The organism is Undibacterium sp. Ji42W (assembly GCF_049340405.1).
Lineage (GTDB): Bacteria > Pseudomonadota > Gammaproteobacteria > Burkholderiales > Burkholderiaceae_D > Undibacterium.
The window spans coordinates 584,425-610,162 of the sequence record NZ_JBMPOV010000001.1; the positions used below are offsets into that span (position 1 = coordinate 584,425).

At 49.9% G+C, this 25,738-nt stretch carries 24 protein-coding genes; 8 read left to right on the forward strand and 16 right to left on the reverse strand.

The annotated features are described in order from the left end of the window. Window positions 1–54: 54 nt before the first annotated feature. Entirely contained in the window at window positions 55–1,098 is a 1,044-nt protein-coding gene (pstS, locus tag ACO0LG_RS02845) for a phosphate ABC transporter substrate-binding protein PstS (protein ID WP_423023076.1), read from the reverse strand. A 196-nt stretch (window positions 1,099–1,294) separates the two neighbouring features. Between pstS (ACO0LG_RS02845) and ppk1 the strand changes: the two genes are divergently transcribed. The 3 genes from ppk1 to ACO0LG_RS02860 all read left to right on the forward strand — a co-directional run bounded on the left by ppk1 (window position 1,295) and on the right by ACO0LG_RS02860 (window position 4,968). Then, window positions 1,295–3,478 carry a polyphosphate kinase 1 gene (ppk1, locus tag ACO0LG_RS02850; RefSeq protein WP_423023078.1) on the forward strand — a complete coding sequence of 728 codons (2,184 nt, stop codon included), beginning with the start codon at window positions 1,295–1,297 and terminating at the stop codon, window positions 3,476–3,478. Beyond that, entirely contained in the window at window positions 3,478–3,957 is a 480-nt protein-coding gene (locus ACO0LG_RS02855; protein WP_423023080.1) for a SixA phosphatase family protein, read from the forward strand. Before ppk1 ends, ACO0LG_RS02855 begins: the two co-directional genes overlap by 1 nt. Window positions 3,958–4,080: 123 nt before the next feature. Next, window positions 4,081–4,968: an EamA family transporter gene (locus ACO0LG_RS02860; protein WP_423023082.1), complete on the forward strand. Its 888-nt coding sequence runs from the start codon at window positions 4,081–4,083 to the stop codon at window positions 4,966–4,968. Between the two features lie 6 nt (window positions 4,969–4,974). On the opposite strand, the gene ACO0LG_RS02865 is transcribed toward ACO0LG_RS02860, so the two are convergent. The 3 genes from ACO0LG_RS02865 to ACO0LG_RS02875 all read right to left on the reverse strand — a co-directional run bounded on the left by ACO0LG_RS02865 (window position 4,975) and on the right by ACO0LG_RS02875 (window position 7,429). Then, entirely contained in the window at window positions 4,975–5,841 is an 867-nt protein-coding gene (locus tag ACO0LG_RS02865) for a UDP-2,3-diacylglucosamine diphosphatase (protein ID WP_423023084.1), read from the reverse strand. A gap of 5 nt (window positions 5,842–5,846) precedes the next feature. Beyond that, window positions 5,847–6,608 carry a GNAT family N-acetyltransferase gene (locus ACO0LG_RS02870; RefSeq protein ID WP_423023086.1) on the reverse strand — a complete coding sequence of 254 codons (762 nt, stop codon included), beginning with the start codon at window positions 6,606–6,608 and terminating at the stop codon, window positions 5,847–5,849. Window positions 6,609–6,871: 263 nt separating this feature from the next. Continuing rightward, window positions 6,872–7,429 carry a hypothetical protein gene (locus ACO0LG_RS02875; protein ID WP_423023088.1) on the reverse strand — a complete coding sequence of 186 codons (558 nt, stop codon included), beginning with the start codon at window positions 7,427–7,429 and terminating at the stop codon, window positions 6,872–6,874. Window positions 7,430–7,622: 193 nt separating this feature from the next. On the opposite strand from ACO0LG_RS02875, the gene pstS (ACO0LG_RS02880) reads away from it, so the two are divergent. Beyond that, the gene (pstS, locus tag ACO0LG_RS02880) at window positions 7,623–8,699 is read left to right on the forward strand and encodes a phosphate ABC transporter substrate-binding protein PstS (RefSeq protein WP_423023090.1); all 1,077 of its coding nucleotides are present in this window, start codon (window positions 7,623–7,625) and stop codon (window positions 8,697–8,699) included. A gap of 16 nt (window positions 8,700–8,715) precedes the next feature. On the opposite strand, the gene budA is transcribed toward pstS (ACO0LG_RS02880), so the two are convergent. The 4 genes from budA to ACO0LG_RS02900 all read right to left on the reverse strand — a co-directional run bounded on the left by budA (window position 8,716) and on the right by ACO0LG_RS02900 (window position 12,084). Further along, window positions 8,716–9,498 (reverse strand): acetolactate decarboxylase, encoded by a 783-nt coding sequence (budA, locus tag ACO0LG_RS02885; RefSeq protein ID WP_423023092.1) that lies wholly within the window; start codon window positions 9,496–9,498, stop codon window positions 8,716–8,718. Window positions 9,499–9,571: 73 nt separating this feature from the next. After that, window positions 9,572–10,360 (reverse strand): DUF4184 family protein, encoded by a 789-nt coding sequence (locus ACO0LG_RS02890; RefSeq protein ID WP_423023093.1) that lies wholly within the window; start codon window positions 10,358–10,360, stop codon window positions 9,572–9,574. 45 nt (window positions 10,361–10,405) lie between these two features. Then, window positions 10,406–11,143, reverse strand: a complete 738-nt coding sequence (locus ACO0LG_RS02895) for a penicillin-insensitive murein endopeptidase (RefSeq protein ID WP_423023095.1) — start codon at window positions 11,141–11,143, stop codon at window positions 10,406–10,408. A 14-nt stretch (window positions 11,144–11,157) separates the two neighbouring features. Then, window positions 11,158–12,084, reverse strand: coding sequence for a hypothetical protein (locus tag ACO0LG_RS02900; RefSeq protein ID WP_423023097.1), 927 nt, complete (start codon window positions 12,082–12,084; stop codon window positions 11,158–11,160). A gap of 3 nt (window positions 12,085–12,087) precedes the next feature. Here ACO0LG_RS02900 and ACO0LG_RS02905 point away from each other — a divergent pair, with 3 nt between their 5' ends. Further along, complete coding sequence (locus tag ACO0LG_RS02905) at window positions 12,088–12,477, forward strand: hypothetical protein (protein ID WP_423023099.1); 390 nt, start codon at window positions 12,088–12,090, stop codon at window positions 12,475–12,477. A 94-nt stretch (window positions 12,478–12,571) separates the two neighbouring features. Here ACO0LG_RS02905 and ACO0LG_RS02910 read toward each other — a convergent pair whose 3' ends face one another. After that, window positions 12,572–13,876 carry a c-type cytochrome gene (locus ACO0LG_RS02910; protein WP_423023101.1) on the reverse strand — a complete coding sequence of 435 codons (1,305 nt, stop codon included), beginning with the start codon at window positions 13,874–13,876 and terminating at the stop codon, window positions 12,572–12,574. Further along, window positions 13,873–14,628: a c-type cytochrome gene (locus tag ACO0LG_RS02915; protein WP_423023103.1), complete on the reverse strand. Its 756-nt coding sequence runs from the start codon at window positions 14,626–14,628 to the stop codon at window positions 13,873–13,875. Before ACO0LG_RS02915 ends, ACO0LG_RS02910 begins: the two co-directional genes overlap by 4 nt. 457 nt (window positions 14,629–15,085) lie before the next feature. Here ACO0LG_RS02915 and rpoD point away from each other — a divergent pair, with 457 nt between their 5' ends. After that, window positions 15,086–17,878, forward strand: a complete 2,793-nt coding sequence (gene rpoD / locus ACO0LG_RS02920) for an RNA polymerase sigma factor RpoD (RefSeq protein WP_423023105.1) — start codon at window positions 15,086–15,088, stop codon at window positions 17,876–17,878. A gap of 260 nt (window positions 17,879–18,138) precedes the next feature. Here rpoD and ACO0LG_RS02925 read toward each other — a convergent pair whose 3' ends face one another. Together ACO0LG_RS02925 and pnuC are read right to left on the reverse strand one after the other, a co-directional pair. Continuing rightward, window positions 18,139–18,663, reverse strand: coding sequence for an AAA family ATPase (locus ACO0LG_RS02925; RefSeq protein WP_423023107.1), 525 nt, complete (start codon window positions 18,661–18,663; stop codon window positions 18,139–18,141). Beyond that, entirely contained in the window at window positions 18,651–19,241 is a 591-nt protein-coding gene (gene pnuC, locus ACO0LG_RS02930; RefSeq protein ID WP_423023298.1) for a nicotinamide riboside transporter PnuC, read from the reverse strand. Before pnuC ends, ACO0LG_RS02925 begins: the two co-directional genes overlap by 13 nt. 181 nt (window positions 19,242–19,422) lie before the next feature. Between pnuC and ACO0LG_RS02935 the strand changes: the two genes are divergently transcribed. Next, window positions 19,423–19,920: a pilin gene (locus tag ACO0LG_RS02935; protein ID WP_423023109.1), complete on the forward strand. Its 498-nt coding sequence runs from the start codon at window positions 19,423–19,425 to the stop codon at window positions 19,918–19,920. 95 nt (window positions 19,921–20,015) lie between these two features. Here ACO0LG_RS02935 and ACO0LG_RS02940 read toward each other — a convergent pair whose 3' ends face one another. After that, window positions 20,016–22,316 (reverse strand): TonB-dependent receptor plug domain-containing protein, encoded by a 2,301-nt coding sequence (locus ACO0LG_RS02940; protein WP_423023111.1) that lies wholly within the window; start codon window positions 22,314–22,316, stop codon window positions 20,016–20,018. A 247-nt stretch (window positions 22,317–22,563) separates the two neighbouring features. Here ACO0LG_RS02940 and ACO0LG_RS02945 point away from each other — a divergent pair, with 247 nt between their 5' ends. Further along, the gene (locus tag ACO0LG_RS02945) at window positions 22,564–22,761 is read left to right on the forward strand and encodes a hypothetical protein (protein WP_423023113.1); all 198 of its coding nucleotides are present in this window, start codon (window positions 22,564–22,566) and stop codon (window positions 22,759–22,761) included. A 37-nt stretch (window positions 22,762–22,798) separates the two neighbouring features. Here the strand turns inward: ACO0LG_RS02945 and ACO0LG_RS02950 are convergent, their stop codons facing one another. The 3 genes from ACO0LG_RS02950 to ACO0LG_RS02960 all read right to left on the reverse strand — a co-directional run bounded on the left by ACO0LG_RS02950 (window position 22,799) and on the right by ACO0LG_RS02960 (window position 25,693). After that, a complete protein-coding gene (locus tag ACO0LG_RS02950) occupies window positions 22,799–23,554 on the reverse strand; it encodes a hypothetical protein (RefSeq protein ID WP_423023115.1) in 756 nt (251 codons plus the stop codon). A gap of 23 nt (window positions 23,555–23,577) precedes the next feature. Beyond that, complete coding sequence (locus tag ACO0LG_RS02955) at window positions 23,578–24,417, reverse strand: MipA/OmpV family protein (protein WP_423023117.1); 840 nt, start codon at window positions 24,415–24,417, stop codon at window positions 23,578–23,580. Window positions 24,418–24,565: 148 nt separating this feature from the next. After that, window positions 24,566–25,693 (reverse strand): glycosyltransferase family 4 protein, encoded by a 1,128-nt coding sequence (locus ACO0LG_RS02960; protein ID WP_423023119.1) that lies wholly within the window; start codon window positions 25,691–25,693, stop codon window positions 24,566–24,568. Window positions 25,694–25,738 lie beyond the last annotated feature (45 nt).

Genomic DNA, 25,738 nt, shown 5'->3' on the forward strand with positions numbered 1-25,738 from the left:
TTCCGGATTACCTTGATCGTTTAGTTCAGGTTCTGAACAGGCTGAAACTTTTTATTACCAGAGTGCTTTACCGGAAGCATCTTTGACTTTTGCTTTCCAGTTGTCTTCGATCAGTTTGACAACTGGTGCTGGCAGGGAAACATATTCCAGTTCAGCAGCCATTGCGCCACCGTTTTTGAATGCCCAGTCAAAGAATTTCAATACTTCTTTGCCTTTTTCAGCATCAGCCTGTGCTTTGTGCAACAGGATGAAAGAAGCACCAGTGATAGGCCAGGTGATTTTGCCAGGCTGGTTAGTCAATACCAGGTACATGCCTGGTGCCTTGCTCCAGTCCGCTCCAGCAGCAGCGGATTTGAAGTTTTCATCATCTGGTTCAGCGAACTGGCCATCAGCATTTTTCAACAAGGTGTAAGTCATCTTGTTTTTCTTCACATAAGCGTATTCAACATAGCCGATGGAATTTCTGATTTGCTTGACGCTGGAAGCGACGCCTTCGTTACCTTTGCCACCTACACCGACTGGCCATTTAACGGCCGTGGAAGAACCTACAGCAGTCTTGAACTCAGGGCTGACTTTAGTCAGATAATCTGTCCACAGGAAAGTAGTACCAGAGCCGTCAGAGCGATGTACGACAGTGATATCTTCTGCAGGCAATTTCAAACCGGCATTAATGGCTGCGATTTCTGGCGCATTCCATTTAGTGATTTTGCCCATGTAGATGGCGGCCAGTACTTCACCCGTCATCTTCATTTTGCCCGGAGCAATACCGTCCAGATTAACCACAGGAACCACGCCGCCGATGATGGCCGGGAATTGCACCAGACCTTCAGTTTCCAGCTCTTCTGCCTTCAAAGGCATGTCAGAGGCACCGAAGTCCACTGTTTTTGCCTTGATTTGTTTGATACCACCACCGGAGCCAATGGATTGATAGTTCAGACCGTTGCCAGTGGCTTTTTTATAAGCTTCTGCCCATTTTGCATAAATTGGATATGGGAAAGTCGCGCCAGCGCCGGTGATGTCGGCAGCATGAGCAGCGCCAAATGTGACAGCGACGCCAATTGCGGCGATGAGAGTTTTGACAACACGTTTGATTTGCATGTTCACCTCAGAGTTAAATAACAGTATTCAGTACTACGAGGCGCACTGTACAAGCCAAATATGACAAGATTATGACGCGAAGCAAAGCTTATGAAATAATTGCACTTGTTATCATTTTTTTGTCATAAACTTGTCATTTAAGACGTCTAGAATGTTTGCGTATATATATGACGGCCTTTATGACATGCAAAAAACTATGCCAAATCAGGAAGTAACATCTTCTGCCAATGAGCCGGAAGAAATCAAAGAAACTTCTCAAGCTGAAAGCAAGGCTACAAGCAAGCCCGGCAAGCAAAATGTGCAGGAATTATCACGTTCGGTGATCTTCCTGGACAGGGAGATGTCACAAATCGCCTTTAATTGGCGCGTCCTGGCGCAAGCCGAAGACCGCAGCATTCCCCTGTTGGAACGTTTGAAGTATTTATGCATCGTTGGCAGTAACCTCGATGAATTCTTTGAAGTCAGGGTAGCCAGCCTGCTGGCGCAAAACACGGTTGATGGTGAACTGGTGCAGCACCCGACCTTTCAGGCTATGCTCAAGCGCGTCAGTGATGAATGTCATCAGTTGGCAAAAAGGCAATACGAGTTACTGAATCAGGAAATCCTGCCGCAGCTATCTCAAAAAGGCATACACTTGCTGCGCCATTCCGAACGCAATGAGGCGCAACGCGCCTGGGTAAAATCTTATTTCGAGCGCGAAGTGCGTCCGTTGCTGACGCCGATAGGCCTGGACCCGGCCCATCCTTTCCCGCAAGTCGTGAACAAGAGTTTGAACTTTATCGTGTCGCTGGCTGGCAAGGATGCGTTTGGACGTGGCACTGCGATTGCCATCGTCAAGGCACCGCGCGTATTACCGCGCATTATCCGCCTGCCAGATGAGCTTTCGAATAACGGCATGGCATTTTGCCTGCTGTCTTCCGTGATTCACTCGCACATAGAAGATTTGTTCAATGGCCGTGAAGTAATCAACTATTCCCAGTTCCGCGTCACCCGTGACAGCGACCTGTGGGTGGATGAAGAGGAAGTCAAGAATCTGCGCCAGGCACTACAGGGTGAATTGCAAACCCGCCAGTTTGGTGCAGCCGTACGTCTGGAAGTAGCAAAGAACTGCCCTGAGGATTTGTCCCGCTTCCTGCTGGAACAATTCAGCCTCGATAGTGACCGTCTGTATCCAGTCGATGGCCCGGTGAACATGGTCAGGCTCGGCGAGCTGGTCGACCACGTCAAGCAGCCTAATTTGCGCTTCCCGCCCTTCTCTCCCAAGGCGATAGGCAAATATGCGCATGCCGATATTTTCACTTTGCTGCGCAAGCAAGACATACTCTTGCATCACCCTTTCCAGCCCTTCCAGACCGTTATTGACTTTATACGCTCAGCATCGCAAGACCCGAGCGTAGTCGCTATCAAGCAGACCATCTACCGCACCGGCATGAATTCGGATTTGATGGAATCCCTGATCACTGCAGCCAGGCTGGGCAAGGAAGTTACGGTCATCGTTGAGCTGATGGCGCGTTTTGATGAAGAAGCCAATATCAACTGGGCCGATAAATTGCAGCGCGCTGGCGCCCAGGTTGTATATGGTGTGGTTGGCCTGAAGACCCATGCCAAACTGGCGCTGGTGATACGCCGCGAAGAAGGCGGCAATTTGCGCCACTATGCCCATCTGGGTACTGGCAATTATCATCCATCGACCACGCGGTTTTATACAGACTTTGGTTTGCTGACTGCCCATCCTGGCATGGCGGCAGAAGTCAACGAAGTCTTTATCCATTTGACAGGGTTGACCAAGCCCAAGAAACTTGATTATCTGTGGCTGGCACCATTTGCGCTGCAACCGCAAATCATCAAGGCCATCCGCAATGAAGCACGCATAGCACGCGAAGGCCGCCCTGCCCGCATCATCGGCAAGATGAATGCGCTGCTGGATGAATCGGTCATCCGCGCCTTGTATGCGGCATCGGCAGATGGTGTCAAGATTGACCTCATCATCCGCGGAGCCTGCGCCCTGCGCCCTGGCGTTCCTGGCCTGTCAGAAAATATCAAAGTACGTTCCATCATAGGCCGCTTCCTGGAACATAGCCGCATTTATTACTTCCGCAATGAACTTGCACATGACGTCTATCTGGCCAGTGCTGACTGGATGAACCGCAACCTGTTCCGCCGTATAGAAGTGGCTTTCCCTGTACTAGAAAAATCATTAAAAAAACGTGTCATTTCAGAAGGCCTTGAGCCCTATTTGAAAGACAATGTGAATGCCTGGACTCTGGATTCAGATGGCCGCTATGAACGCAAGAAAGCCAGGGCAAAACAAGTGCGTTTCTGCGCCCAGCAACATTTAATGCAAACCCTGGGTTCCTTATCTGAGGCGGAAGAATCATAATGGATCTTATCCTCTGGCGTCATGCAGAAGCAGAACCGGCGACAGCTGAACTGACTGATGAATTCAGAAAGTTGACAGGCAAAGGCAACAAGCAGGCAAGCAAAATTGCTTACTGGCTGGACAGTACTTTACCTGAAACCTGCAGGATACTGTCCAGCCCCACCATACGCACCAGGGACACTGCCGAAGCCCTGATCCCTTGCGGCAGAAAATATAAGGTCATGCCAGAACTGGGGCCGGCGGCCACGGTCAGCGATGTATTGACTGCCGCAAACTGGCCCAACAGCCGCGAACCGGTACTCATCATCGGCCACCAGCCCTACCTTGGCCAGGTAGCAGCAGACTTGCTCGGTCACCCCTTGCAGGAATACAGCGTACGCAAAGGCAATGTCTGGTGGATCACGCAAAAGCAGCGCGAAAATGATATCGTGCAAACTTACCTGAAGGCCATCATGTCGCCTGATCTGGTGGTGAAGTAAGCTAATCATAAGCGCTCATCATTTCGCCTTTCTCGTAAATCAGTCACAGGTAAAAATACTGGTCCTCTGCAGCAAATCCTGCTTGCTGTTAGTATATAAGACCGTCTTTACCCATAAAGCACGATGAAACCCTCGCACATCCTTGCCGCCTTGCTCGCAGTCGTTACCTGGGGCATTAATTTCGTTGTCATCAAAATCGGCTTGCAGGGTTTACCGCCCGTGCTGTTCACTGCATCTCGCTTTATTTTCTCTGCCCTGCCCCTGGTATTTTTTGTGTCATTTCCCAAGACATCGTGGAAATGGGTCGTTGCCTACGGCATGTTCCAGTTTGCCTTCCAGTTCACGCTTTTGTTTTGCGGCATCAAGCTGGGTTTCCCTGCTGGCCTGGCATCTTTGGTCATGCAATTGCAAGCATTCATCACCATGGGCCTGGCTGTTGTCATCATGGGTGAAAAACCGCAATTCGTACAGGTGCTGGGTGCCTTGATCGCCTTGTCTGGCATGGCGATGGTTGCCATGCATCTGGAAGCACAGGCAACCATCATTGGATTCTTGCTGGTGGTTGCAGGTGCGGTGTGCTGGAGTATTGCCAATATCGTCACCAAGAAGATAGGAGTGGTTAATCCTCTGGCGATGGTGGTGTGGGGTTCGGCCATTGCCAGCCTGCCTTTGCTATTGGCGTCATATATGATGGAAGGCATGGACGCCTGGCAAGCTGCTTATGCGCAACTGAACTGGACTTCTATCGGTGCTATCGCTTATCAGTCCTACCCAAATACCATTGTCGGCTTTGGTATCTGGTCCTGGCTGATGCGTAAATATCCTGCTGCCACGATAGCGCCGTTCACCCTGTTAGTACCAGTGGTTGGCATGCTGACTGCTTCTATCGTATTGAACGAGACTTTGTTCTGGTGGAAAATTTGCGCAGGTCTGCTGGTACTCGGTGGTTTGGCTTGCAACCAGTTCGGCCTGCGCATCTGGTCGTGGTTTAAACCGGCTGCTGCGACCTGAGCATCATCAACCAACAACGGTTTCCAGTTCAGGCTCTTCAACATAGGTTTCTGCCACTCTATCTGCGACATGCTCAGGGTGGCAGATGTCATGCCAAGTTACCAGCCTGAGCTCACCCTTGGCATCTTCCACCAGGGCTGACAGGCTCTCTACCCAATCACCATCATTGCAATACAGGATACCGCCGATGTCACGGATTTCTGGCTTGTGGATATGACCGCAGATAATTCCATCAAGCCCCTTGCGACGGGCTTCATCTGCCAGTGCATCTTCAAATTGCGTGATGTAGCTGACCGCATTCTTGACCTTTTGCTTCAGGTACTGTGACAGCGACCAGTAAGGCATGCCAGCGCGGGCGCGCCAGTTATTGAAGATCTGGTTGAATTTCAAGATGACGGTATACAGGCTGTCTCCCACATAGGCCAGCCATTTGGCACAGGCGATGACGCCATCAAACCTGTCACCATGCAAAACCAGCATGCGCTTACCTGCAGCCGTGGTGTGTACCAGCTCATCCCTGATCTTGATGCCACCAAAATCGAGATCGATAAACTGGCGTATTGATTCGTCATGGTTGCCAGGGACGAAGATGACGTTCGTCCCTTTTTTGGCTTTTTTCAGGACGGTTTGAACTACATTATTATGGGTTTGGTCCCAGTACCAGCGGCGCTTGAGTTGCCAGCCATCGATGATGTCACCGACCAGGTAAAGCGTGTCTGAATCAGTGGCACGCAAGAATTCCAGCAACTTGGCTGCCTGGCAGCCGCTCGTTCCCAGATGCAAATCTGAAATCCAGATAGTGCGGAAACGCTGGGTTTCTTTCTTACCGGTTTTATACAATTTGCTATTGAGGAACTGATCGGCTGGTTTCATGTTTATTACTCCCCTGTGCCGTAATGGCGTGCGTAACGGTCATCCAGATTCGCCAGTGGCAACATGACGAATAAATCAGCGCTATGAAAATCAGGGTCCCAGGCCGGATCACCGCACACCCAGGCACCAGCACGCAAGTAACCCTTCAACAGTGGCGGGATACGCGCCTCGGCAGAACTGCTGTCTATCTCATCCAGAGGGAAAGGTGTGTGTGGCGTAACGCGATATTCCAGTGGAGAGAAATCTGCCGCAGACAAACCACGGTAAATCGCGGCCGCATTCTGGCCACCGTCGCTCAGGCTGATACTGGCGCAACCTATCAGGTGAGAGCAACGTTCGCGGCGCATATAGGCGGCCAGGCCAGCCCACAGCAACATAATGACGGCGCCACTACGGTAATCAGGATGTATGCAGGCGCGGCCAGCTTCCGCCACGCTATTGCGTATATGCTGCAGGCGGGACAGGTCGAATTCTGTTTCAGAATAATACCGGCCCAGCTGACGGGCAGCATTTGGCCCAAGTATGCGGTAAGTGCCTACCACTTTCAGGGTTTTGGAGTCACGTACGATCAAATGATCGCAATGGTCATCAAATTCATCCTTATCCAGGCCATCGGGATTGGACAAAGCAGATAAACCCATGCTCTCTATAAAAACCTTATAGCGCAGGCGCTGCACTTCTTTGACTTCTTTTGCCGTGGTAGCAAGGCTCAGATTTAGCTTGGAAAAACTGGGATTAGCATCGGCGGGTATCGTGAGTAATCGCATTCATCGTCCTTGTCATGTTGTTCGTTGATCCGACGAACGAAGAATAATCAAGGATTACTTCAGCAAGATGACAGCACGATGTCGGTTTTATGACAAGTCTGAAAAACAACAATCCCCGCATGGCGTGAACCACAGCGGGGACAGTTTTAAAGAAATCAAATTTATCGGCAGTAACAACAATGCCCGGACTGCATGAAGTTCATTCGAGTGTCATGCTGCAATATCATGCCGACCAATGCCGACTTACAGTCCAAAGAAGGGAATTATTTCTCGTTCTTTGGCCTGCCCGCCTTCAGCGGCGCAAGGGCTGCGATCAGTTTTTTCAGTGCCGGTACTTCAGTCTTGCTCAACAAGGCAACACCAATACGCAATAACTGGCTTTTCTTGACTTCAACGCCTGCTTTCAGGCAAGCTTTTTTGACTGCACCCAAAGCCGCGTATTCGCTTTCCGGCATGGTAAAGCTATCGCGTACCAGCTTGGCTTTTTTGTGTTTTTCTACAATCACTTCAACAACGGGTTTGATTTCAACTTCCTTGGCAGCGGCTTTGGAACGTGTTGGGGCTTTGGCAGGAGCTACATTCGCAGATTTGACAGTCGCCTTGGCAGATACTTTTTCTGGTGCCTTCGTTGATGCTTTTACAGGTGCTTTTGTAGAGGTTTTTTCCAGCGCTTTTTCAGCTACTGTCGCTGCTACAGCAGGTTTGTTAACCGGCTTTGCCCTGGCAGCCACAACAGGACTCTTTTTAACTGCCACGACTTTTCTCTCTGCGTCTGCTACTACAGTTACAGTACTTGCTTTTTTCGTTGCTGCGGTTACCATTCCAGCCTCCAAATTAGAAAACATGTAAACAATATAAACAATATATTGTTGATATGCAAGGAAGAAGCATATCCATTAGAAATGACAGCTTCATTACGGAAAACCGCATTGCGGGAGAATTTTCCCGTGTCATGAGATAATCGGCCCGCTTTCGCTTCCAGATCCAGTGCTTTGCTTATCAGCTTTAATGTTTATGATGATTACACGTAATTCTTTATTTCTCCCCCTGGCTTTACTCCTTGCTCCCCTTACTCAGCTTACTGCCCATGCTGAAATTCAGGGTTCAGGCTCGTCTGCGGCAGCGCCGCTCTATCAAAAATGGGCAGATGCTTATAGCAAAAATGGCGGCCCGGCAGTTGTCTATCAAGCCACAGGCTCCTCTGCCGGCATCAAGAAAATCAAGGAAAACAGCGTAGAATTTGGCGCCAGCGATGCTGCGCTTAGTCAGGCTGACCTTAAAAAGGACAAGTTGATACAGTTCCCTTCAGCCATTTCTGGCGTGGTGCCTGTCATCAACCTGCCAGGCATCAAGACTGCTGAATTACGCCTGACTGGTGAGATCCTTGCAGGCATCTTTTCTGGCGACATCAGTCTATGGAACGATGCCGCTATCACGGCACTCAACCCTGGCTTGCGTTTGCCAAACAAGAATATCGAAGTCATCGTGCGCCAGGATGGTTCAGGCACGACTTATAATTTTTCTGACTACCTGGGCAAGGTCAGCAAGAACTGGCAGACCAAGTATGGCCGGAACTTCACCATTCCCTGGAACAGCCGTCTGACGCAGGTCAAGGGCAGCAGCAATATTGCCAGCACACTCAAGAAAACGCCGTATGCCATCAGTTACATCGACTTTAATTACGTAACACAGGAAAAACTTGACTTCGCCCTGCTGCAAAACTGCGATGGCAAATTCATCGCCCCTTCTGCCGAGGCATTTTCTGCGGCCTTGTCAAACAGCAACTGGAAAACTGATGCCAATTTTGAAGAAATGCTGACTGACAAGCCAGGACAGAAAACCTGGCCGATCAGCATGGGTACTTTTATCATCATGCAACAGCGTGCCAGGGATGCGCAGCAAACCACTGCCACCATGAAATTCTTTACCTGGGCCTTCATGCGCGGTGACCGTTATGTCAACAGCGTGGATTTCGTACGCCTGCCCGATAGTTTGCAAGCCAGGATATTCAAGGAAATGACGACTGTCACCGACAAAAACGGCAATATCCTGAACTGGAATCTGACTACTGATCCTGCTTCAAAAAACTAATAATGCAGGAATTACTTCAGTCCTTGCGCAACTTCTCTACCGCCTTCAATTCCTTTGCGCGATCGACTGTCTGATTGGTATTGGCAAACATGCTGTTGGCGGGCAGTTTGATCTCTATATCTGATACTGCTCCGACCTTGATCGTCCCCTGACTGAGGCTGAGTGCAAGGACATGCCCACCAGCCTTGCGGTCATCAGAAAGATAATGCCAGTGATAACCCGGCACATTAAAGCCCTTGGCAAAACCAGGGCTGCGGAAAGCAACCAGCGTGCCCCTGGTGTTGCTAAAGTTAAACAGTGTCTGGGTCTTGGTCACTTCTGCCAAAGGTTTATAAGGTTTATCCTGCGGCGAAATAGCGCGCGTAGTCAACTGTTTGAACTCGCCATCTACCCTGATCGCATAAAAAAGATTTTTATTGACAAGTCGTTCATCGAGCATGTCTTCCAGCTCTTTCATGCTGGTTTCTTTGCTGACTTCATAGCGATTGTCTGCCTTGAAAGTGGTGACTACAGCAAAGGGAGTCAATTGCCCGCCACTGGCTTTAACCACAGTCCCATCTGCCTTGAACTGGAACACGTCGCCATCAAGCACAATCATTTCACCATCGACGCGGTTGAAGGTGCCTATGCCAAAATCGCCTTTCCGTTTCAGTTCATCAACCGTCAGCTCGCCTTCATAGGCACCTGCGAGCAGTGCATCTATCGTGGCATAATGAAATACTGTCGCCTGTTTTGGCACCTGGGCGCAAGCCGACAGGGTAGCGACGACAAACAGGACTGCCAGTTTTTGAATTTTCATGATTCTCTACGCATTTAAGTTGATGAGGGTGATTTAGTAAAAGGAATATTGCCACTGATTGAGTATCAATTGCTTACTCCGGTGCTTCTGGTTTTACTCTGGCCCTGGCGATCAGTAAAGCGGCAATCGTCAGCAGTATGACAAAACAGGTCGTTGCGCACAACGCAAAGCGAAACAAAAATGCCTCTTTCGCTGCACTGACATTCTTCGCACCAGATACGGCAAACGCCATGGGCAGTGCGAGTAATAATGCAGTCAGGGCAGTGCTGGCAATTAAAATATACCGCCACTGATCACTCTCCCTGGGTTCGAGTATGACGATGTGCGGAAGTTTTCTCAGCCATTGCCAGTAACAATAAGCCAATCCCCCTACGCCAATTAACGTACTCAGATGCTGCACCAGATGAAAGATACTGGTATGAAAACCGGCGATCTCTACCGGCTCACGCAAGACATCAAAGTAGGCGACTGCAAAACCACTGGCATGAGTAAATGCATCCCAGACTATATGCGTCATTGCCCCCAGCAGTAAAGACAAGGATATCCAGATCACCTGCGAAATATTCAGCCTCCGGGATGAAGGCAGATGCGCCTGCAATGCCTGCCTTTGCATCTGTGGCAGCAGATAAATAAAATGTGTTTGCATCAGACGCAAGAACATGAATACAGCCCAACCCAAAGGCAGGCAGACCAGCAACAAACCTGGCCACTGGTGCGCCAGTGTGGCCAGGTCAAAAGCAAACACATAGTAGCCAATATCTGGCGCAATACTGCCTATGACCAGAGCCATCAGATTGAAACGCTGCGGTGCCAGGCGGCGCAGGGGCAATATGGCGAGTGGGTGGGCAAAGGTCCAGGGCATGATCAGGTAAAGTAAGTTCAGGTCATCCGGTAGTGCGTTTTACAATCAAGCCGAGTTTTTTTTGCAGGGCAAATCAAAATCAACATGATAATGCTCATCATGCCTGATCCAGGCTTTTCCCTTCATGAATTTCAGGTGTTTTTGCAGATAAGGCCCACGCTTCGTAGCAAATAATTTTTCCTGATAAGGCGGGTCAATAATCACCAGGGCCAGTCCCCTGCCCTTGGTTTTTGCTGCAAGATCAAGCTGGTATAAATGCTCGGCCAGGGCGGCAAAGTCGATGCGGTAGTCACCAAAACTGCCTTGCGCATCAAAATCGATATCGTAGCCATAGTTGTTATTTATATTCCCAGGTAAAGGGCGGGATATACCTTGGGCATCGAGCACGGGCATCATGAAATCGACAGACAGACCATTTTTATGGGTACGATGAGGCCTCATGCGCCCACCTGTTTTCCAGCCCGTTTCACCATAGACAAAGACTTTGTCGCTGGCAGTTTGCTCAAGCTGTTGGTAGGCCAGGGAAATAATTTCTGCTACGGTGGAATGTACATACGTGCGCCCCAGGCTGACGCCCAGGGCACTGTACGCAGAAAAATTATTACCTTTTTCTGGCAAACTGACGCCAGCTTCTAGCCTGCCATTGGCGACCGTTCCATAGCAGGTACTTTCTTTGGCCTGCACTTTTTCTTGTGCTTTTGCCTGCCCTGATGCCATTCCTGCACAAGACCATGCCAGTACCAGGCCTAGGAGATGGCGACGGAGATGTGCGAAGGATTCCACCTTGATGCAGATACTTATTTTGGCTCTGTCGTCTGTGCAGGTGGCGTCGCACTCACTGCAGGGACCGGAACATTCACTACCGGCATTGCATTTCTCCAATTTTCTGGCGTGCACATTTCCCATTTTGTATTGGTCACATAAAACAAGGCCGCCTGCTTGTGCGACAGGACATGGAAAGATGGTTGCTGTATCGCCTTCACTGTACCATCAGCAATAAAATACTCAATAGAAAACCGTGGATAAGCCATGACCAGGCCACCGACTGCAAATGAAACATCTTCAGGCTTGATGATTTCTGCCACTTTGTCTTCGCTGGTGCCAGTGGTAACTTCCATCAGGCGCAACCTGGTTTTTTCAAACAATTCACGCTCAGCCATGGATTCGCGCGCGTTATTCAGCTTGCGCAAAATACCCAAGGGATTGGTACCGATATCCACCAGCGAGCCAATTTGGGACAGGGAGGGATTATTGACTACTTCTACAATACTGCGCCAGGTCGATTTGCCAGAAAACTGCAGATTGATTGCGGACGTTGGGTGGCTGGCGGCCAGCAAACCCTCAATCCAGGCATTGGCGTCTTTAGCCCAATGGTATTTGATCGCGGAGGTATATCCTCGACAGCTATAGAAAGCCAGTGCATCCTGTTTGGAGACCGTGCCCGAGAGCTTGTTATCGATAAACACCAGGCCACCGACATCGCCATCTGTCATGGAGACATAGGCAATATTGCGACCCTGAACATCTTTCATTTCAAAGCGCTCCATGGCTGACTCTGGAGGCACGGTTGAAATGACATAACGAGCATCTGATTTTTGATCGACTGCCAGGCTTTTGATAGGGCCCGCAGTTTTACTCGGTTGATCTGTACCATTGGCAGCAAGCAGAGGAGAGGAGATGCTGAGAGCAAGTGCTGGCAGCAGAGTGACAATTCTGAATCGCATGTGATGAAAAAGATTTATAAAGAAGCAATCTTAACTGAAATTGCCGACCTACAACACTTTTCATCAGCAGGCGCTACGCAGCGGATGGGGGTCATAGGGTTCACCAGGGGCATGCCTGGCTGTAAGGTAGCGATGACAGACAACGCCGAAAAACGTTCTTTTGCTGCCATACACTACTTCGTGGTGGTGTCACTTCCAGTGCAACAAGTGATAGCTACAGGGGTGTCGGATAACACCATGTCTGCCACTACCGGACCAGCAAAATTCCAGCCCTTCACTGACCTCACTACATCAGCGTTCACACTAGTGCTCGTGACACCACCACACGCCGCCAACATAACTGTAAAAACAGGTCGTCAGACTGGCTGCAGATTTCAAGCTATCTGCAAATAATGTCCATTAACAATTAACACAAGTGTAAAAGCGGATGAAGTACAAGAATGTTTAAAAATGTATGTGAATTGTCATCAAATTGTAATTTGCCGCGCTATTCCATTGCAGCGGTGCGGTAGCGATTGACTTCTGCGGGGGTCACCGGCTCCGCTTTATTGCCCCAGGCATTACGGACATAGCTGAGCACCAGGGCGACTTCGCTGTCAGTGAGGATGTGGGCAAAAGGTGGCATCCCATAAGGACGCGGATTATCTTTGGTAACGGGGGGAAAACCACCAGACAAGACCATGCGAACCGGATTCGACAAGGCATGGCTGAGCAAACCGGGGTTAGATTTCAGGGCCGGATAAATATTACTGGCACCTTCGCCCTGGGCACCGTGGCAATCCATGCAATGCGTTTTATAGAGTGCCCCACCCTGCTTCATGACTGTCTCCATGCGCTCTGCACTCAGCTCGGAACCTGCCATGAATTTGTCTAAGATATCCTTCTCTGCCACCAGCACGGTAGGTATTGCCTGCAGATAAGTGGCCATGGATTTGATATCGGCATCTGACAGATGCTGGGTACTACCCGCGACCACTTCCGCCATGGGGCCAGAGACGGCAGTATGCTGATTGACACCTGATTTCAACAAGGCAATCAATTCTTGTGGCGACCAATTCGCTAGATTGACTTCTTTGCTATTGGTCAATGCAGGCGCGTACCAGCTAGTCAACTCGCCGCCAGACAAATCTTTGACACCGGCATTCGCCCCCAGGCTGTTGCGGCTGCTATGACATGCGCTGCAATGACCCAATCCATTGATCAGATAGGCGCCACGGTTCCATTCAGCGGACTGGCTCTTGTCTTCCTGGTAGCTGGCAGGCCGGAAATAGGCTGCACGCCAAAATGCCAGCAATGCCCGTTGATCGTAAGGAAAACGCAGTTCATGTGCCTGGTTCTGTTTTGTTGCCTTGGGCAAGGACATCAGATAGGCATACATGGCGTCAGCATCTGCGCGCGAAACCTGGGTGTAATTGGTATAGGGGAAGGATGGATAGAGCAAGCTGCCATCCCTGGATTTGCCATTGTGCAGGGCTTGCCAGAAATCGTCGGCAGTCCAGTTGCCTATGCCGGTCTTTACATCAGGCGTGATATTCGGTGTCCTGAAGTTGCCAAAATCAGTTTGCAACAGGCGGCCACCGGCAAAAGCCGCTTCGCCACGAGCAGTGTGGCAGCCCATGCAATTACCGGCCTTGACCAGATATTCACCCTTGACCAGTTGATCTGCTACATTTGATTTGCCAGCAGCCGTGTTTGCAGCACTTTTGTCATCGACCAGATAATAGCCAATACCCGCCACCGCAACAATGCAGACCAGCAACAACAGCAGGACGGAGATGAGAATTTTTTTCATGGTTTTTGTGGAAACGATTGAGACAGGCTGCCGCATTTCACCGGCAATTGTCCGTATTCTGTCGATTTCAATACTGGAGCAAGACTATCGCCAGACACAGTCTGTGCCGCCAGCCAGCTCGATACCGCCGCAATATCCTCAGGCTTGAGTTTGCGGGCCACTTGTTGCATGCAGTCCGGCGCATGCGCCTTGCGGCTACCGGTTTGCCATGCGCCCAATTGCGCGATCAGATAATCACGCGGCAAGCCGACCAGGCCGGGCATAAAGGGCGCCAGACCCGTCATGCTCTTTCCATGGCAAGAGACACAGGCAGGTAAATTACGGGCTTTGTCGCCCAGCATCACAAGCTGCCTGCCCTGTTCCAGCAGAACGGGGTTTGCCTCAGTGGCCTGTGGTGCGGCATAAGGCGGATGCTGGCTGGCAAAATAGTCTGCGATTTCTTGGAGGTAGGCGTCAGACATATGGGCAACCATATAGCGCATGGCAGGATAAGCTCGCTTGCCTTCCCGGAAATTCAATAACTGGTTATACAGATAACCCGCTGGCTTGCCAGCGATACGCGGATAAAAGCCATCACTACCTGCCCTGCCCTCAGCACCATGACAGGCGGTGCAGGCTTTCAGCCTCTGCTCGAGAGTATCAGGTACCTTCAAAGTTGACTGGGCAGGGTGGACAGTCTGCGCCGCGGTGATCAGTGGCAAGCCCAGCCATATGCAAAACAGGCTGGCTTTCAGGCGAAAAGTAAAGTGCATGGCGATAAAAACAAATAATGGCACAAAGACGTTAGCTTAACAGTTTGTCCAATTTCTTTAAGACTAAGCGTAAGAACATATGATCTACATCAAACATTGCCACGCTATTCACTTCTTGAAACTTCAAGCAAAAATGCCGTAACAGCGGGCAAAGCCTGTAGATATCAGGCCCTTGGCGGCTTACCTGCTTACCGGCACGGACCAGGGATAATTTTTTCTGCAAAAGAAAGCAAAGTCTTGCTTGTCAAGAATGCCTAAGCCGAGGATAATTCTGCCCTTTCGTCTCTTTTGAGGCCCAGATTCAGCAAGATGACCTGGCCCGCTTTTACCAGCGGGCTTTTTTATCCGCGCCACGCCTGCCGTTGATCCTGTAGATGATGATCGCCAGCAGCTTTTTCGCCCTTGCTATTGCCTAACACCATTGACAAGCATTTGTTGTCGTATTCGAATTTGTTACATGAAAAACAGCTTAACTGACTCAAACACTTCTCCTACAACAAAAACAGGCTCAACGCTGACATTAGGTAAAAAACCGCAACTACAACTGAACCGTCCCGCGCTCAGCGTAGCGCGCACGGCCACGGTGCAAACTGTGCAGGTAGTGGTGCCCGTGTCGAACCCTATGGATTCGATCGAGGAAGCGCCGACACTGGTTACGACACCAGTAACGGTAATCACCAAGCGCCGTTCCAGATTACAGGCTGCGATGGCCGACGGTAGCGACTCGCCTGAAGAAACAGCAAACGCAGCGACAGAAATTGATGCAGAGGCGACTGATAGCGACGACGCCGGCAACACAGACTTAACTACCGCAATAGCTGAGACGAATGTTGAAGCTAATACAGATGCAGCAGAAAATATCCATAAAGCTGAAGTCTCAGTGAACGCCCCAGATACCGAGGCAGCAAAGCCACGCGTAGTCGTGATCCGCAAAAGCGGCCCTAAGCTGGCCAAGAAATTACTGCTGGCTGACCAGCCTGCGGCTGCCGCGCCGGTCATCATCAAGCGCGAAGCGCGCATAGGTTCAGGCAAACTGGCACCGCCTGCACCGGTAGTCACACTCAAGCCAGTAGCGTCGGCTATGCAGGCAGTGGGCAGTACTCCTGCGGCATCTGCTGCAGGTATTTTGTCTTCAGTTCCCAAGGCGCTCGCTACATCAGCGGCATCAGCAATCGCATCAACAGCGCCGGCAGCAGCGGCATCCAGCATCAAGGACATAGATACATCTGCCTATGTCTTGCCGGCGATGCGCGAGCCAGCCAAGCGTGGCCGCAAGTCTTCTGAATTCCATTTTGAAAATGATGAAATCCAGGCCTTGAATGCGGCGGAATCCGCAGAAATGAAGCGTGCAGCACGAGTCAAGGCCAAGAAACCTACACCAGCCAACGCAGCCACTCAGGAAGCGCAACTGGAGCAATACCGCAAGCAACTGACCAAGCTGATCAACCTCGGCAAGGACCGTAGTTACCTGACCCACGCAGAGATCAATGATCACCTGCCTGACGATGTTGCCGATGCCGAAATGATACAGGGCGTTATCAGCACTTTGAACGACATGGGTATTGCCGTCTATGACGCCGCACCTGATGCTGCGATGATGCTGCTGACCGACAACGTCGCCAACAATGTCACTGAAGATGAGGCAGAAGCCGCAGCAGCCGCCGCACTGGCGACTGTTGATTCTGACTTTGGCCGCACTACTGACCCGGTACGCATGTATATGCGTGAAATGGGTGGCGTGGAATTGTTGACGCGCTCAGGCGAAATCGAAATCGCCAAGCGTATTGAAGATGGCTTGAAAGACATGGTGCAGGCGATTTCTGCCTGCCCTGGCACGATACAAGAAATGCTGGCGATTGCCGACAAGATCTCCAAAGATGAAATCCGCGTGGATGACATTATCGACGGCTTGCTGGACCCGGATGCAACTGATGCGCCAGCCATAGAACTCAGCGACAACGACGATCTTGAAGATCTGGATGACGATGACGATGCAGTAGCGGAAAACGCCAGCGGCATCAGCGACGAGCAATTGCAACACATGAAAAACGTGGTCTTGCAAAAATTTGCGGTCGTAGGCATGCGCTTTGCGCAAATGCAGGCAGCCCGCGCTACCGATGGTTATAAATCACCTGTATATCAGCAAGCGCAGGCTGCCATCACACAAGAATTGCAAGGCATGCGTTTCAGCGTCAAGACAGCAGAAAAACTGTGCGACTCTTTGCGCAAGCAAATGAAAAACTTGCGCCAGACTGAAAAACAGATGCTGGAATTAATGGTCAATAAATGCGGCATGCCACGCGCTTATTTTGTTGAACATTTCCGCCAGAATGCGACCAATCCAGAATGGTTGAACAAGGAAATGAGTGGCACATCCAGCTACGCCGCCATCTTGGGCCGCAATATCCATGCTGCCCGTGAATTGCAACAAAAGCTGATTGACCTGGAACATAATGTCAGCCTGCCTTTGTTTGACCTGCGTGAAATCAACAAACAGATGGTGGCTGGTGAAAAACGTTCCAGCGAAGCAAAGGCCGCTATGACCGAGGCCAATTTGCGCCTGGTCATTTCCATCGCCAAGAAATATGTGAATCGTGGCCTGCAATTCCTGGATTTGATCCAGGAAGGCAATATCGGTTTGCTCAAGGCAGTGGATAAATTTGAGTACCGTCGCGGCTACAAATTCTCTACCTATGCGACATGGTGGATCAGGCAAGCAATTGCCCGAGCGATTGCGGACCAGGCTCGCACTATCCGTGTACCAGTCCACATGATAGAAACCATCAACAAGATGAACCGCGTACGTCGCCAGCTCTTGCAAACCACGGGCCTGGAACCGGAACCGGTAGCGATTGCTGAAAAAATGGGCCTGCCAGAGGGCAAGGTCAGGGAAATCCTGAAGATCGCCAAAGAGCCTGTTTCTCTCGACGTGCCTATTGGTGATGATGGTGATTCACAACTCGGTGACTTTATCGAAGACAGCATGACCTTGTCACCGATGGCGGCAGCCATGCAGGCATCCGTGCAAGAGAAACTGAAAGAAGCACTGGATTCTTTAAGCCCGCGTGAAGCAAAAGTTTTACGTATGCGCTTTGGCCTGGAAACCAGCACCGAATTCACGCTGGAAGAAGTAGGTAAACAATTTGAAGTAACGCGTGAACGCATACGCCAGATTGAATCCAAAGCCATGAAAAAACTGCGCCACCCTGCCCGAGCTGATCACCTGAAGAGCCTGATGGAAAGTAACTAATCCTGGCCCGGGTTTCAAATAAAAAGCACTGCCTCCATAAGGTCGCAGTGCTTTTTTGTTGGAGCAGTTCAATCAAGAAAACCATGATGAAGTGCTCGAGCCACGTTATGTCTTAAAGAGAGATGCTTTTAAAAAAGGATTGAATGAACGTTCGCTTAATTTCACAGGAGCGGCTAAAGCCGCTAACACTTTGCCTCGACTATCATTGTTGAGCGTCGCATCAGGAGCCGCTCCTGCATAGAGGTTATTTAAGGAATACTTTAGCTAAGCAGAAAAGACAGGGCAAACTGCACCTGTTCTAGCCTGGACTGGTTACTGCCCTCGACGAGCAAGAAAGGAATTTCCCTGGCATCCAGCACATCCAATACTTCCTGATGTACGCGGTCACGCACATAGGCAGATTCACGCTGCAAGCCATCTGGCTGCCAGGGGAAATCTGGTGCAGTCACCAGGCAAAAATCATATTGATGCGACAGTTCCAGCTCGGCCAGTTCTGCATCCGGCTCACCAAAATAATGGCGGCTATAAATAGCTGTCATGATGGGGCCAGTGTCGCAGAACAGCCATTGCTTAGCCTGCGTCAATAGCTCAGCTTCGCGTTGCACCTGTGTCCTGGCGATGAGGATTTGCTCTTCTGCCCTAGGAACACGCTGATACTGCTCAACGAATTCACGCAAATACTCTGGTACCCACAGGGTCTGGTAATGCGCGGCCAACGCCTCGGCCAGTATAGATTTACCTGAGGACTCGGCCCCCAATATGACGACACGGTTTACTGAGGACATGTTTTACTCCAGGCACGCAGGCCCATGATGGCCATGATAACGAAAATTGCATATAGCAGTGCCGTCAGCATCAGGCCTTTATAGATATACAGGCCAACATACAGCACATCGACGAAAATCCAGACATGCCAGTTTTCCAGTTTTTTACGGCTGAGCAAAACCTGCCCCAGCAAACTGCCAGCTGTCAGGAAGCCATCGGCATAAGGCACGTCAGTATCGGTATAGGTCTTGAGGAACCAGGCCAGCAAGACAAAGGCCAGTACAGTCACCCCTAGAGAATTCCACCTGCTCTGCGCATTCAAACGTGTGACTTGCAAACGCTCATGACTATCATCGCCACGCAGCCAGTTGAACCAGCCCCAGACGGATACCAGAATAAAGACAAACTGCAAACCCATGTCTCCATACAACCTGGTTTCAAAAAACACGGCAGCATACATGCCAGAAGACAGGATGGAAAACAACCAGGCCCAGTGTATCTGCCGTATATTCAGAGCAACCGTAATGATGGACAAGGCAAAAGAAAGCAGTTCCAGCAAGCTGGTGGTGAAGCCGAATATAGAGATGGGATCATTCATCATGCAAAAGAGAATTGGTTTGCCCGCATTATCAACGATAGTGCTACTTGTGTCATAGCATATTAAGGAACTAGCTCCTGGCCGCCACAGGGCAAGTACAATCTCATCATATTTAGATTGTGATAAGCAATGCTTATCCGCTATATTCCTAAAAACTCACCATTCAACAAAAATCAGCTTTATGAAAAAACACTCTGGATTCACGCTATTGGAAATGATGATCGTCATTGGCGTCATTGCCATCCTGGCAGCCATGGCTGTTCCATCCTATATGTTCAAGGTCGTCAGGGAACAGTTGGAAATTGGCATACAGTTTGCAGATATCGCAAAAAAACCGGTCGCTGCCTCATGGCAGACTGAAAAGAAGTTTCCCGCAGATAATGTCGCTGCTGGCTTGCCAGTCGCCGACAAAATCGTCAGTAACCTGATCAGCTCGCTGGAAGTACAAGACGGCGTGGTCAATATCACCTTTGGCAATAATGCCCATGGCGTATTGAAAGGCAAAGTACTGAGCTTACGCCCCGCCGTGGTAGAAGATGCGCCCATCGTGCCAGTGGCATGGGTATGCGCCACAGGCACACCGCCAGAAAAAATGACGGTCAAAGGCATAGACAAGACCACAGTACCGCCAGCCAACCTGCCTTCATACTGCAGACCAAAGCAAGAGAGCAAGAAATAAGCTGCGCTGGCCGCTTGGCTTGAACCCCAAGCCTCTGCAGTAGACAAAGGGCACTTCATTCCTGAAGTGCCCTTCTCGTTTCAGTGCAGATGATGTCAGAACTTGTGTTCAAACATGACGCGGGCAGTCACGGTGGTAGGTGTGACCGACGTTTGAATTATTGAACCCTTATCGCTGTAGGTTCCGATATTGACATTATCCTGATGCAGGAGATTACCCAGAGAGACGCGCAAATTGGTTTTGGGATCAAATTTCCACAGGGCATAAACATCAAGTACACGCTTGGGGACGGAATAAGAACTTTGCACCGTAGAAATATTCACTGGACCACCGGTCTGGAAGCTGGCATTACCACCCAATGTCAATGGTATCTTGTCCAACTTGTAATCCATGCCGAGATTGGCACTGATAGGCGTTTGTGAATCCAGTCGGTTATTCGGGCCAGGTACACTACTGATGCTGGACCAGTTGAAGGAGAGATTCGCTCTGAAATCGATAGCCGGCGCCCCTTCCAGCATCGCACGCAAAGGGAATTTGGCCTCCAGCTCTATGCCCTTAGTCGTTGCCTGACCATCATTGACTGGCATGGTGACGTACACCGCATTCGGGTCAGTCCCCTCTTTGATCAACTGCGTACGCGTAAAATCATTGATCCGGCGGAAAAATACACTGGCACTGAGCATGCCACCACCAGGCAGATAGTGTTCATAGGCCATATCCAGACCCCAGGCCAGCTCCGGCTTGAGATTAGGATTGCCCATGCTGTCCGGGCTATTCGGGTTTTTGTTATCGTTCGAGATAAAGCGGCGCGGTATCAAACGGCTGGTATCTGGTGCCTTGTAAGTACGGGTAAGCCCTAGCCTGATCTGGTCGTTCTTGCTGTCTGGCAGTTTGTACAGCGTTTGCAGTATCGGGCTCCAGACACTGAATCTGTTATGGATACTGTAAGGCGTGTTTGTCGCATCCGTACTACTCGCTTTGAAGGCACCGCTACTACGGGTATCAATACCCTCCCAGCGCAAGCCACCATACACGGACCATTGCTTGGTGACATTCCATTCATCCTGGGCGAAAACTGCCAGACGGGTTACGTCGGCGTTGAAATTTTCGTCAAGAATAATCGGCTTTAAAATATCCGGATTAGTAATATCTGATTGCGTGCGTGTTTCACCACGCTTGCTATACGCGCCATCCCAACCAAATACAAACGAGTGATCCTGAACAAATGGCGCACTGTATTTGCCGCTCATGGTCAGGCCTTTGTCTGTAGCGCCAGAAATGCTCCTGCGATCAAGTATCTGTGCATTATTCTCGCCATAACCCCACAATTCCACGTCAGAATTGCGCTTGTTGTAGTTAAGGCCGAGTTTGACATCCAGCTTGGCACTATCTGCCAGCTTGTGTATCCAGTTCAGGTTAGTACGGAACATGGAGAAATCGGAGTGCACATTTTGTTGATCACTCGCATAAATTGGTTTTAAACTATCTTTCCTATCCTTTAATTCTTCTGGCAATTCGCCAACAATAGCAAATGTCCTCACCTCAGTGAAATGTCCATCAAAACGGTTCGCATTGACAAAACTCTGCGTGGTCAGGGTGTCGCCATTTTCAAAATTCCAATTGATCCTCGGTGAGAACCCCAGGTTATTGAAAGTACCCCAACCGAGAGTGCTGGTGTGCGTTGTTGCATAAGGCCTGCCATTCGCATCCATACGAACCTCATCTGAATACGAAGGCCGCTCGTATTGACCGTGATTCAAATTACCGGAGATCGAATAAGACATGCGACCAGCTTTGTCGGAGACCTGATAATTGATGTTCTCACCAAACTTGCCGCCATCTTCAAACAAACCCAGCTTAAGTTCTTTTTGTGCTGTCTGCACAGACTTTTTCAAGACGATATTGATCGAGCCCGCAATTGACGCCGTGCTGAGGTCGGCTGTCGCTGCGCGTATGACTTCTATGCGCTCTATCAAGTCAGGGGACAGTGAATCCAGCGAAAAACCGGGTGGGCTGGGTTCGCCATTGAGCATGATCTGGGTATAACCTGCGCCGAGGCCACGCATGCGGATATCGCCACCGCGGCCCTGAACACCGCCGACAGTCACGCCTGGCAGGCGCTTGAGCACTTCGCTGACATTGGTATCGCCATAGCGCAAGATCTCTTCCTGAGTAACAACGATCTTGGTGGCAGTGTCCTGACGACGTTCGTCATAGACACGGTTACCCTGTACTTCTACTTTTTGTATCTTGGGTTCAAGGGCTTTGGTATCTGCTTTTTCTGCTGATTCAACTTTAGCAGGAGCGGTGGTTTGCGCATAGGAAGACGGGCTGAAAGCCGCCATGATGGCCAGGGACAAGATAGTTGGGCGTAGGGCTAAACTGTGGGTTTGCATATAGATGTTATTTTGGCAATAGTCGTTAGAGAACAAACCTAAGACCATACCACACGGCGTCAAGTTCCGCGACGCAACAAATGTTTGCTCAAGTGATTGCTCATTGCAGTGTTCAAATAAGCAATATTTCTTATTAATTCTTACAAATTATTTTTTGAAACATCAGCAACAGAGTTTTACACTTAAGATGTCAACGCAAAAACCCTGTCACGCATTGAAGCAGTAGCAGTACTAACAGGAGTACATCATGCGAAGAAACATTATTGGACTGGCTGTCATACTTACAGGCGCACTGGGTTTGTCTGGCTGTGTAGTAGCTCCGGCACAAAACTATGGATATGGATATGGTTATGGGCCACGGGTCTATGTCAGCCCCCCACCCGTTGTGATACAGAGCGGCCCTTACTGGGGTGGCGGTGGCGGCAGACACTGGCGTCGCTGGTAGGACGCAGGTTGTATTAATGCATTAATTAGTTGTTAATTCATTCAAAGACTGGTGCAATTGCCACAGGCGGCTGTTGCGCCAGTAACTGCCCTTTTTCTGGTGCGTCTGCAAAGCGTAAGGTCACGGTTTTATAGGCCTTGTTGCTTTCATCTGGGAATGCACTATTCTCTTGCCATGTCAATGCATGCACTGACATGTCTGCACTCCTGAGCTTGATGCCTGCTTGCGCAGCGTTCTTCAAATAAGAAAATCTCACGCCGACACAGGATTTGCTCGCAGTTTTGGCATCACCCATATTTTTCAGATAAGTCAGTGCCTGCTCGCATGCCTGACGTAATTCGGCAACTTCATAAATACCATCAGCCCTGGCCATAATTGATATCCGGCTTTGAAAACTGACCTGCCCCGAAGCCTGGCTCAACACCAACTCTGCATTTTCATCATAGGCAGACTTCAGCAAGGGAAAACTGGCACGGCCAACTGCATCCAGTGGCAAGTTCAAGCGCATGTTTTTACTGACAAGATGCAATTGCAGATTGTCTGGCAAAGGATTGGCATTCTTTGCACTGACCTGGAAATGACTCTGGATCAGGTTCTTGGGCTTGCCATACTTCTCAAACTGTATCATCAGGCGGTAAGCGCTGCGGTAGCTGATCCATTCAGTTTCGGCCTGGCTTTCTGCTACCTGTGCAGCCGCAGGCTTCGTAACAGGTGTTGCGCTATTGGTTTGCGCAAAAGCCTGCACTGAAGCTAACTGCATCAGGACAAAAATGGAGGCGTACTTATTGATCATGCTTTAGTAAAATTAAAATCGAATTAAAATCGATATGCAAGGCCAGAATACACAGTGACGTAATTCTTCTTGCCTAGCCACAAACTGTCACTGTCGATATCAAACTGATGTACTCCGGTCACATGCGAAGTGATTATCCAGGATGAACTCAACTCCCAATTCCAATTCGCACCCAGATAAAAATTCCTGACATTGGCATTGGTGTGCACGATGTCCTTGCCTGATTTTGAGATTAATATCTGGCTACCAGAACCGACAAAATTGTTTCCGTCGCTGTTGACAAAGACAGGATAGCCATCTGCAAAATTAGGGTCAAACCTTGAGTTGGCGCCATCAAAATAGCGTCTGCTCCAGGCCAGGCCAGAAGAGAAAGCCAGCCCATGATGGGATGCTATCTTGTAATAGGTGCGTGCTTCTACATTCAGGTACGTAGTCTTCTTACCGGCGCCGGTGCCGAATAATAATTTGGACCCCAGGCGCAAATTGCTCACAGGACGGAAGTTAAAAAAACCACCAACCTGAAAACTGCCATCCACATCACCAAACCCGGCCAGCTTGCGCGCAGCTGAGGCACTGCAACCTCGCTGGTAAGACAACAAAGGGCCATACTCATAGCCGCTGGAGCGGCTCAAATGCATGCCGAGATTAGTGTTACGCAAGAACACGCCATTACTCCATTGCATTTGTACATTAGGCATGATGCGCGTAGTTTGCTCACCGCCCACCTCACAACTGGGCTCTGAAACTACTCCCAGGCCGACATACATATCCGAACTACCGTCTGGCAACATGCTGGCTGCCGGGGTCTGGGCACTAGCAAGATTGGCGATGCAAAAAAGAGGGGCAAATAGTATAGATTTCATGCTGATCAATTGTAGTCGTGTGTATACCCGGTTTATCGCCAATATCTTCAATATCATCAAAATAGCGAAGCGGCATTACGGGCATAAGGGCGGAAGAAATCCGCATCATAGACACCTCTTTCCAATTTCGCAACATCAACGCCCATGCTCAAGGTTCTCTCGTATTTCCTGATATGACATCCACATACAGACGTACATAGTTTCTCGCCATCATCTCAGAAGTGAATATGGCATGGTAGCGCTTTTGCGCCAATTGCCCCATCTGCGCTGCCAGGGCCGGCTTGTCCCATAAATCGGTCATGGCGGCCCTTAAGGCCAGCGCATCTTCAGGCGGCACTACCACACCAGTATCACCTGCAATAGTGACATAACTGGTGCCTGTTCCTATCTCGCTCGATATCATGGGCTTGGCATACATTGCCCCTTCCAGCAGCGAAATGCCAAAAGCTTCTGAACGCAAGTGAGAAGGAAACACCACGCCATAGCAGAGACTGAGCAAAGCGACTTTATCTTCTTCTGGCAAAGCGCCCAGAAAATGCACATTGTCTAATTTCAAATCCCTGGCTTGCTGCTTCAGCGCAGCTTCTTCAGGGCCGTTACCAACAATCAGCACAGGCATATCGGTATCGGCTACTGCCTCCAGCAAAATATGCACGCCCTTGAAATAGCGCAACATACCTACGAACAAGAAGAAGCGACCAGCAAAACGCTGCTGCCATTTGGCTATCAATTCTGGCGATGGCTGCGGATAGATATTCTTGTCCAGTCCATCAGCAATCACCTCAGTCTTGTCACGGTAACGGTTCAGCACCAGACTGCTGGACAGGTAATTGGGCGAAGTGGTAACGATCTTGTCCGCATCATTCAAAAACCATTGGCGCAAAGGCTGATACACTTTTTCCAGGAATTTTTGTCTCACAATATCTGAATGATAGGTCACGATAGTTGGCTTTCTGATTCCGCAAAACAGATGCATCAAATCCATAAAAGGCCAGGGGAAGTGATAGTGAATAATGTCCGCACTGTTCGCCAGTTCCCTGAATCGCGAAAGTGCCCGCCAGGAAAACCCGGTGGAAGCAATTTCAAAACTCTGTATTACCCTGTGTACTTTATGCCCTTCCAGCTCCAGTTCCAGATTGCCATGCTTGCGTGTCAGGATCAGCACCTCAGCCTCCACACCCAGGCCGGGTGTTCCCACCGCCAGTTGCCGTATTACTTGCTCTATTCCCCCGAATGTATCGGGGTGATAAGTGCGGTAAAAATGCAGTCCCTTCATGGCGAGCCTTGATCAAGGCAAAACAGAACGCAAACAATAACTCTG

What these genes read in the sequence shown, in the direction of transcription:
- pstS (WP_423023076.1), bottom strand. Translation starts at nt 1,098, where the DNA reads ATGCAAATCAAACGTGTTGTCAAAACTCTCATCGCCGCAATTGGCGTC.
- ppk1 (WP_423023078.1), top strand. Translation starts at nt 1,295, where the DNA reads ATGCCAAATCAGGAAGTAACATCTTCTGCCAATGAGCCGGAAGAAATC.
- ACO0LG_RS02855 (WP_423023080.1), top strand. Translation starts at nt 3,478, where the DNA reads ATGGATCTTATCCTCTGGCGTCATGCAGAAGCAGAACCGGCGACAGCT.
- ACO0LG_RS02860 (WP_423023082.1), top strand. Translation starts at nt 4,081, where the DNA reads ATGAAACCCTCGCACATCCTTGCCGCCTTGCTCGCAGTCGTTACCTGG.
- ACO0LG_RS02865 (WP_423023084.1), bottom strand. Translation starts at nt 5,841, where the DNA reads ATGAAACCAGCCGATCAGTTCCTCAATAGCAAATTGTATAAAACCGGT.
- ACO0LG_RS02870 (WP_423023086.1), bottom strand. Translation starts at nt 6,608, where the DNA reads ATGCGATTACTCACGATACCCGCCGATGCTAATCCCAGTTTTTCCAAG.
- ACO0LG_RS02875 (WP_423023088.1), bottom strand. Translation starts at nt 7,429, where the DNA reads ATGGTAACCGCAGCAACGAAAAAAGCAAGTACTGTAACTGTAGTAGCA.
- pstS (WP_423023090.1), top strand. Translation starts at nt 7,623, where the DNA reads ATGATGATTACACGTAATTCTTTATTTCTCCCCCTGGCTTTACTCCTT.
- budA (WP_423023092.1), bottom strand. Translation starts at nt 9,498, where the DNA reads ATGAAAATTCAAAAACTGGCAGTCCTGTTTGTCGTCGCTACCCTGTCG.
- ACO0LG_RS02890 (WP_423023093.1), bottom strand. Translation starts at nt 10,360, where the DNA reads ATGCCCTGGACCTTTGCCCACCCACTCGCCATATTGCCCCTGCGCCGC.
- ACO0LG_RS02900 (WP_423023097.1), bottom strand. Translation starts at nt 12,084, where the DNA reads ATGCGATTCAGAATTGTCACTCTGCTGCCAGCACTTGCTCTCAGCATC.
- ACO0LG_RS02905 (WP_423023099.1), top strand. Translation starts at nt 12,088, where the DNA reads ATGAAAAAGATTTATAAAGAAGCAATCTTAACTGAAATTGCCGACCTA.
- ACO0LG_RS02910 (WP_423023101.1), bottom strand. Translation starts at nt 13,876, where the DNA reads ATGAAAAAAATTCTCATCTCCGTCCTGCTGTTGTTGCTGGTCTGCATT.
- ACO0LG_RS02915 (WP_423023103.1), bottom strand. Translation starts at nt 14,628, where the DNA reads ATGCACTTTACTTTTCGCCTGAAAGCCAGCCTGTTTTGCATATGGCTG.
- rpoD (WP_423023105.1), top strand. Translation starts at nt 15,086, where the DNA reads ATGAAAAACAGCTTAACTGACTCAAACACTTCTCCTACAACAAAAACA.
- ACO0LG_RS02925 (WP_423023107.1), bottom strand. Translation starts at nt 18,663, where the DNA reads ATGTCCTCAGTAAACCGTGTCGTCATATTGGGGGCCGAGTCCTCAGGT.
- pnuC (WP_423023298.1), bottom strand. Translation starts at nt 19,241, where the DNA reads ATGAATGATCCCATCTCTATATTCGGCTTCACCACCAGCTTGCTGGAA.
- ACO0LG_RS02935 (WP_423023109.1), top strand. Translation starts at nt 19,423, where the DNA reads ATGAAAAAACACTCTGGATTCACGCTATTGGAAATGATGATCGTCATT.
- ACO0LG_RS02940 (WP_423023111.1), bottom strand. Translation starts at nt 22,316, where the DNA reads ATGCAAACCCACAGTTTAGCCCTACGCCCAACTATCTTGTCCCTGGCC.
- ACO0LG_RS02945 (WP_423023113.1), top strand. Translation starts at nt 22,564, where the DNA reads ATGCGAAGAAACATTATTGGACTGGCTGTCATACTTACAGGCGCACTG.
- ACO0LG_RS02950 (WP_423023115.1), bottom strand. Translation starts at nt 23,554, where the DNA reads ATGATCAATAAGTACGCCTCCATTTTTGTCCTGATGCAGTTAGCTTCA.
- ACO0LG_RS02955 (WP_423023117.1), bottom strand. Translation starts at nt 24,417, where the DNA reads ATGAAATCTATACTATTTGCCCCTCTTTTTTGCATCGCCAATCTTGCT.
- ACO0LG_RS02960 (WP_423023119.1), bottom strand. Translation starts at nt 25,693, where the DNA reads ATGAAGGGACTGCATTTTTACCGCACTTATCACCCCGATACATTCGGG.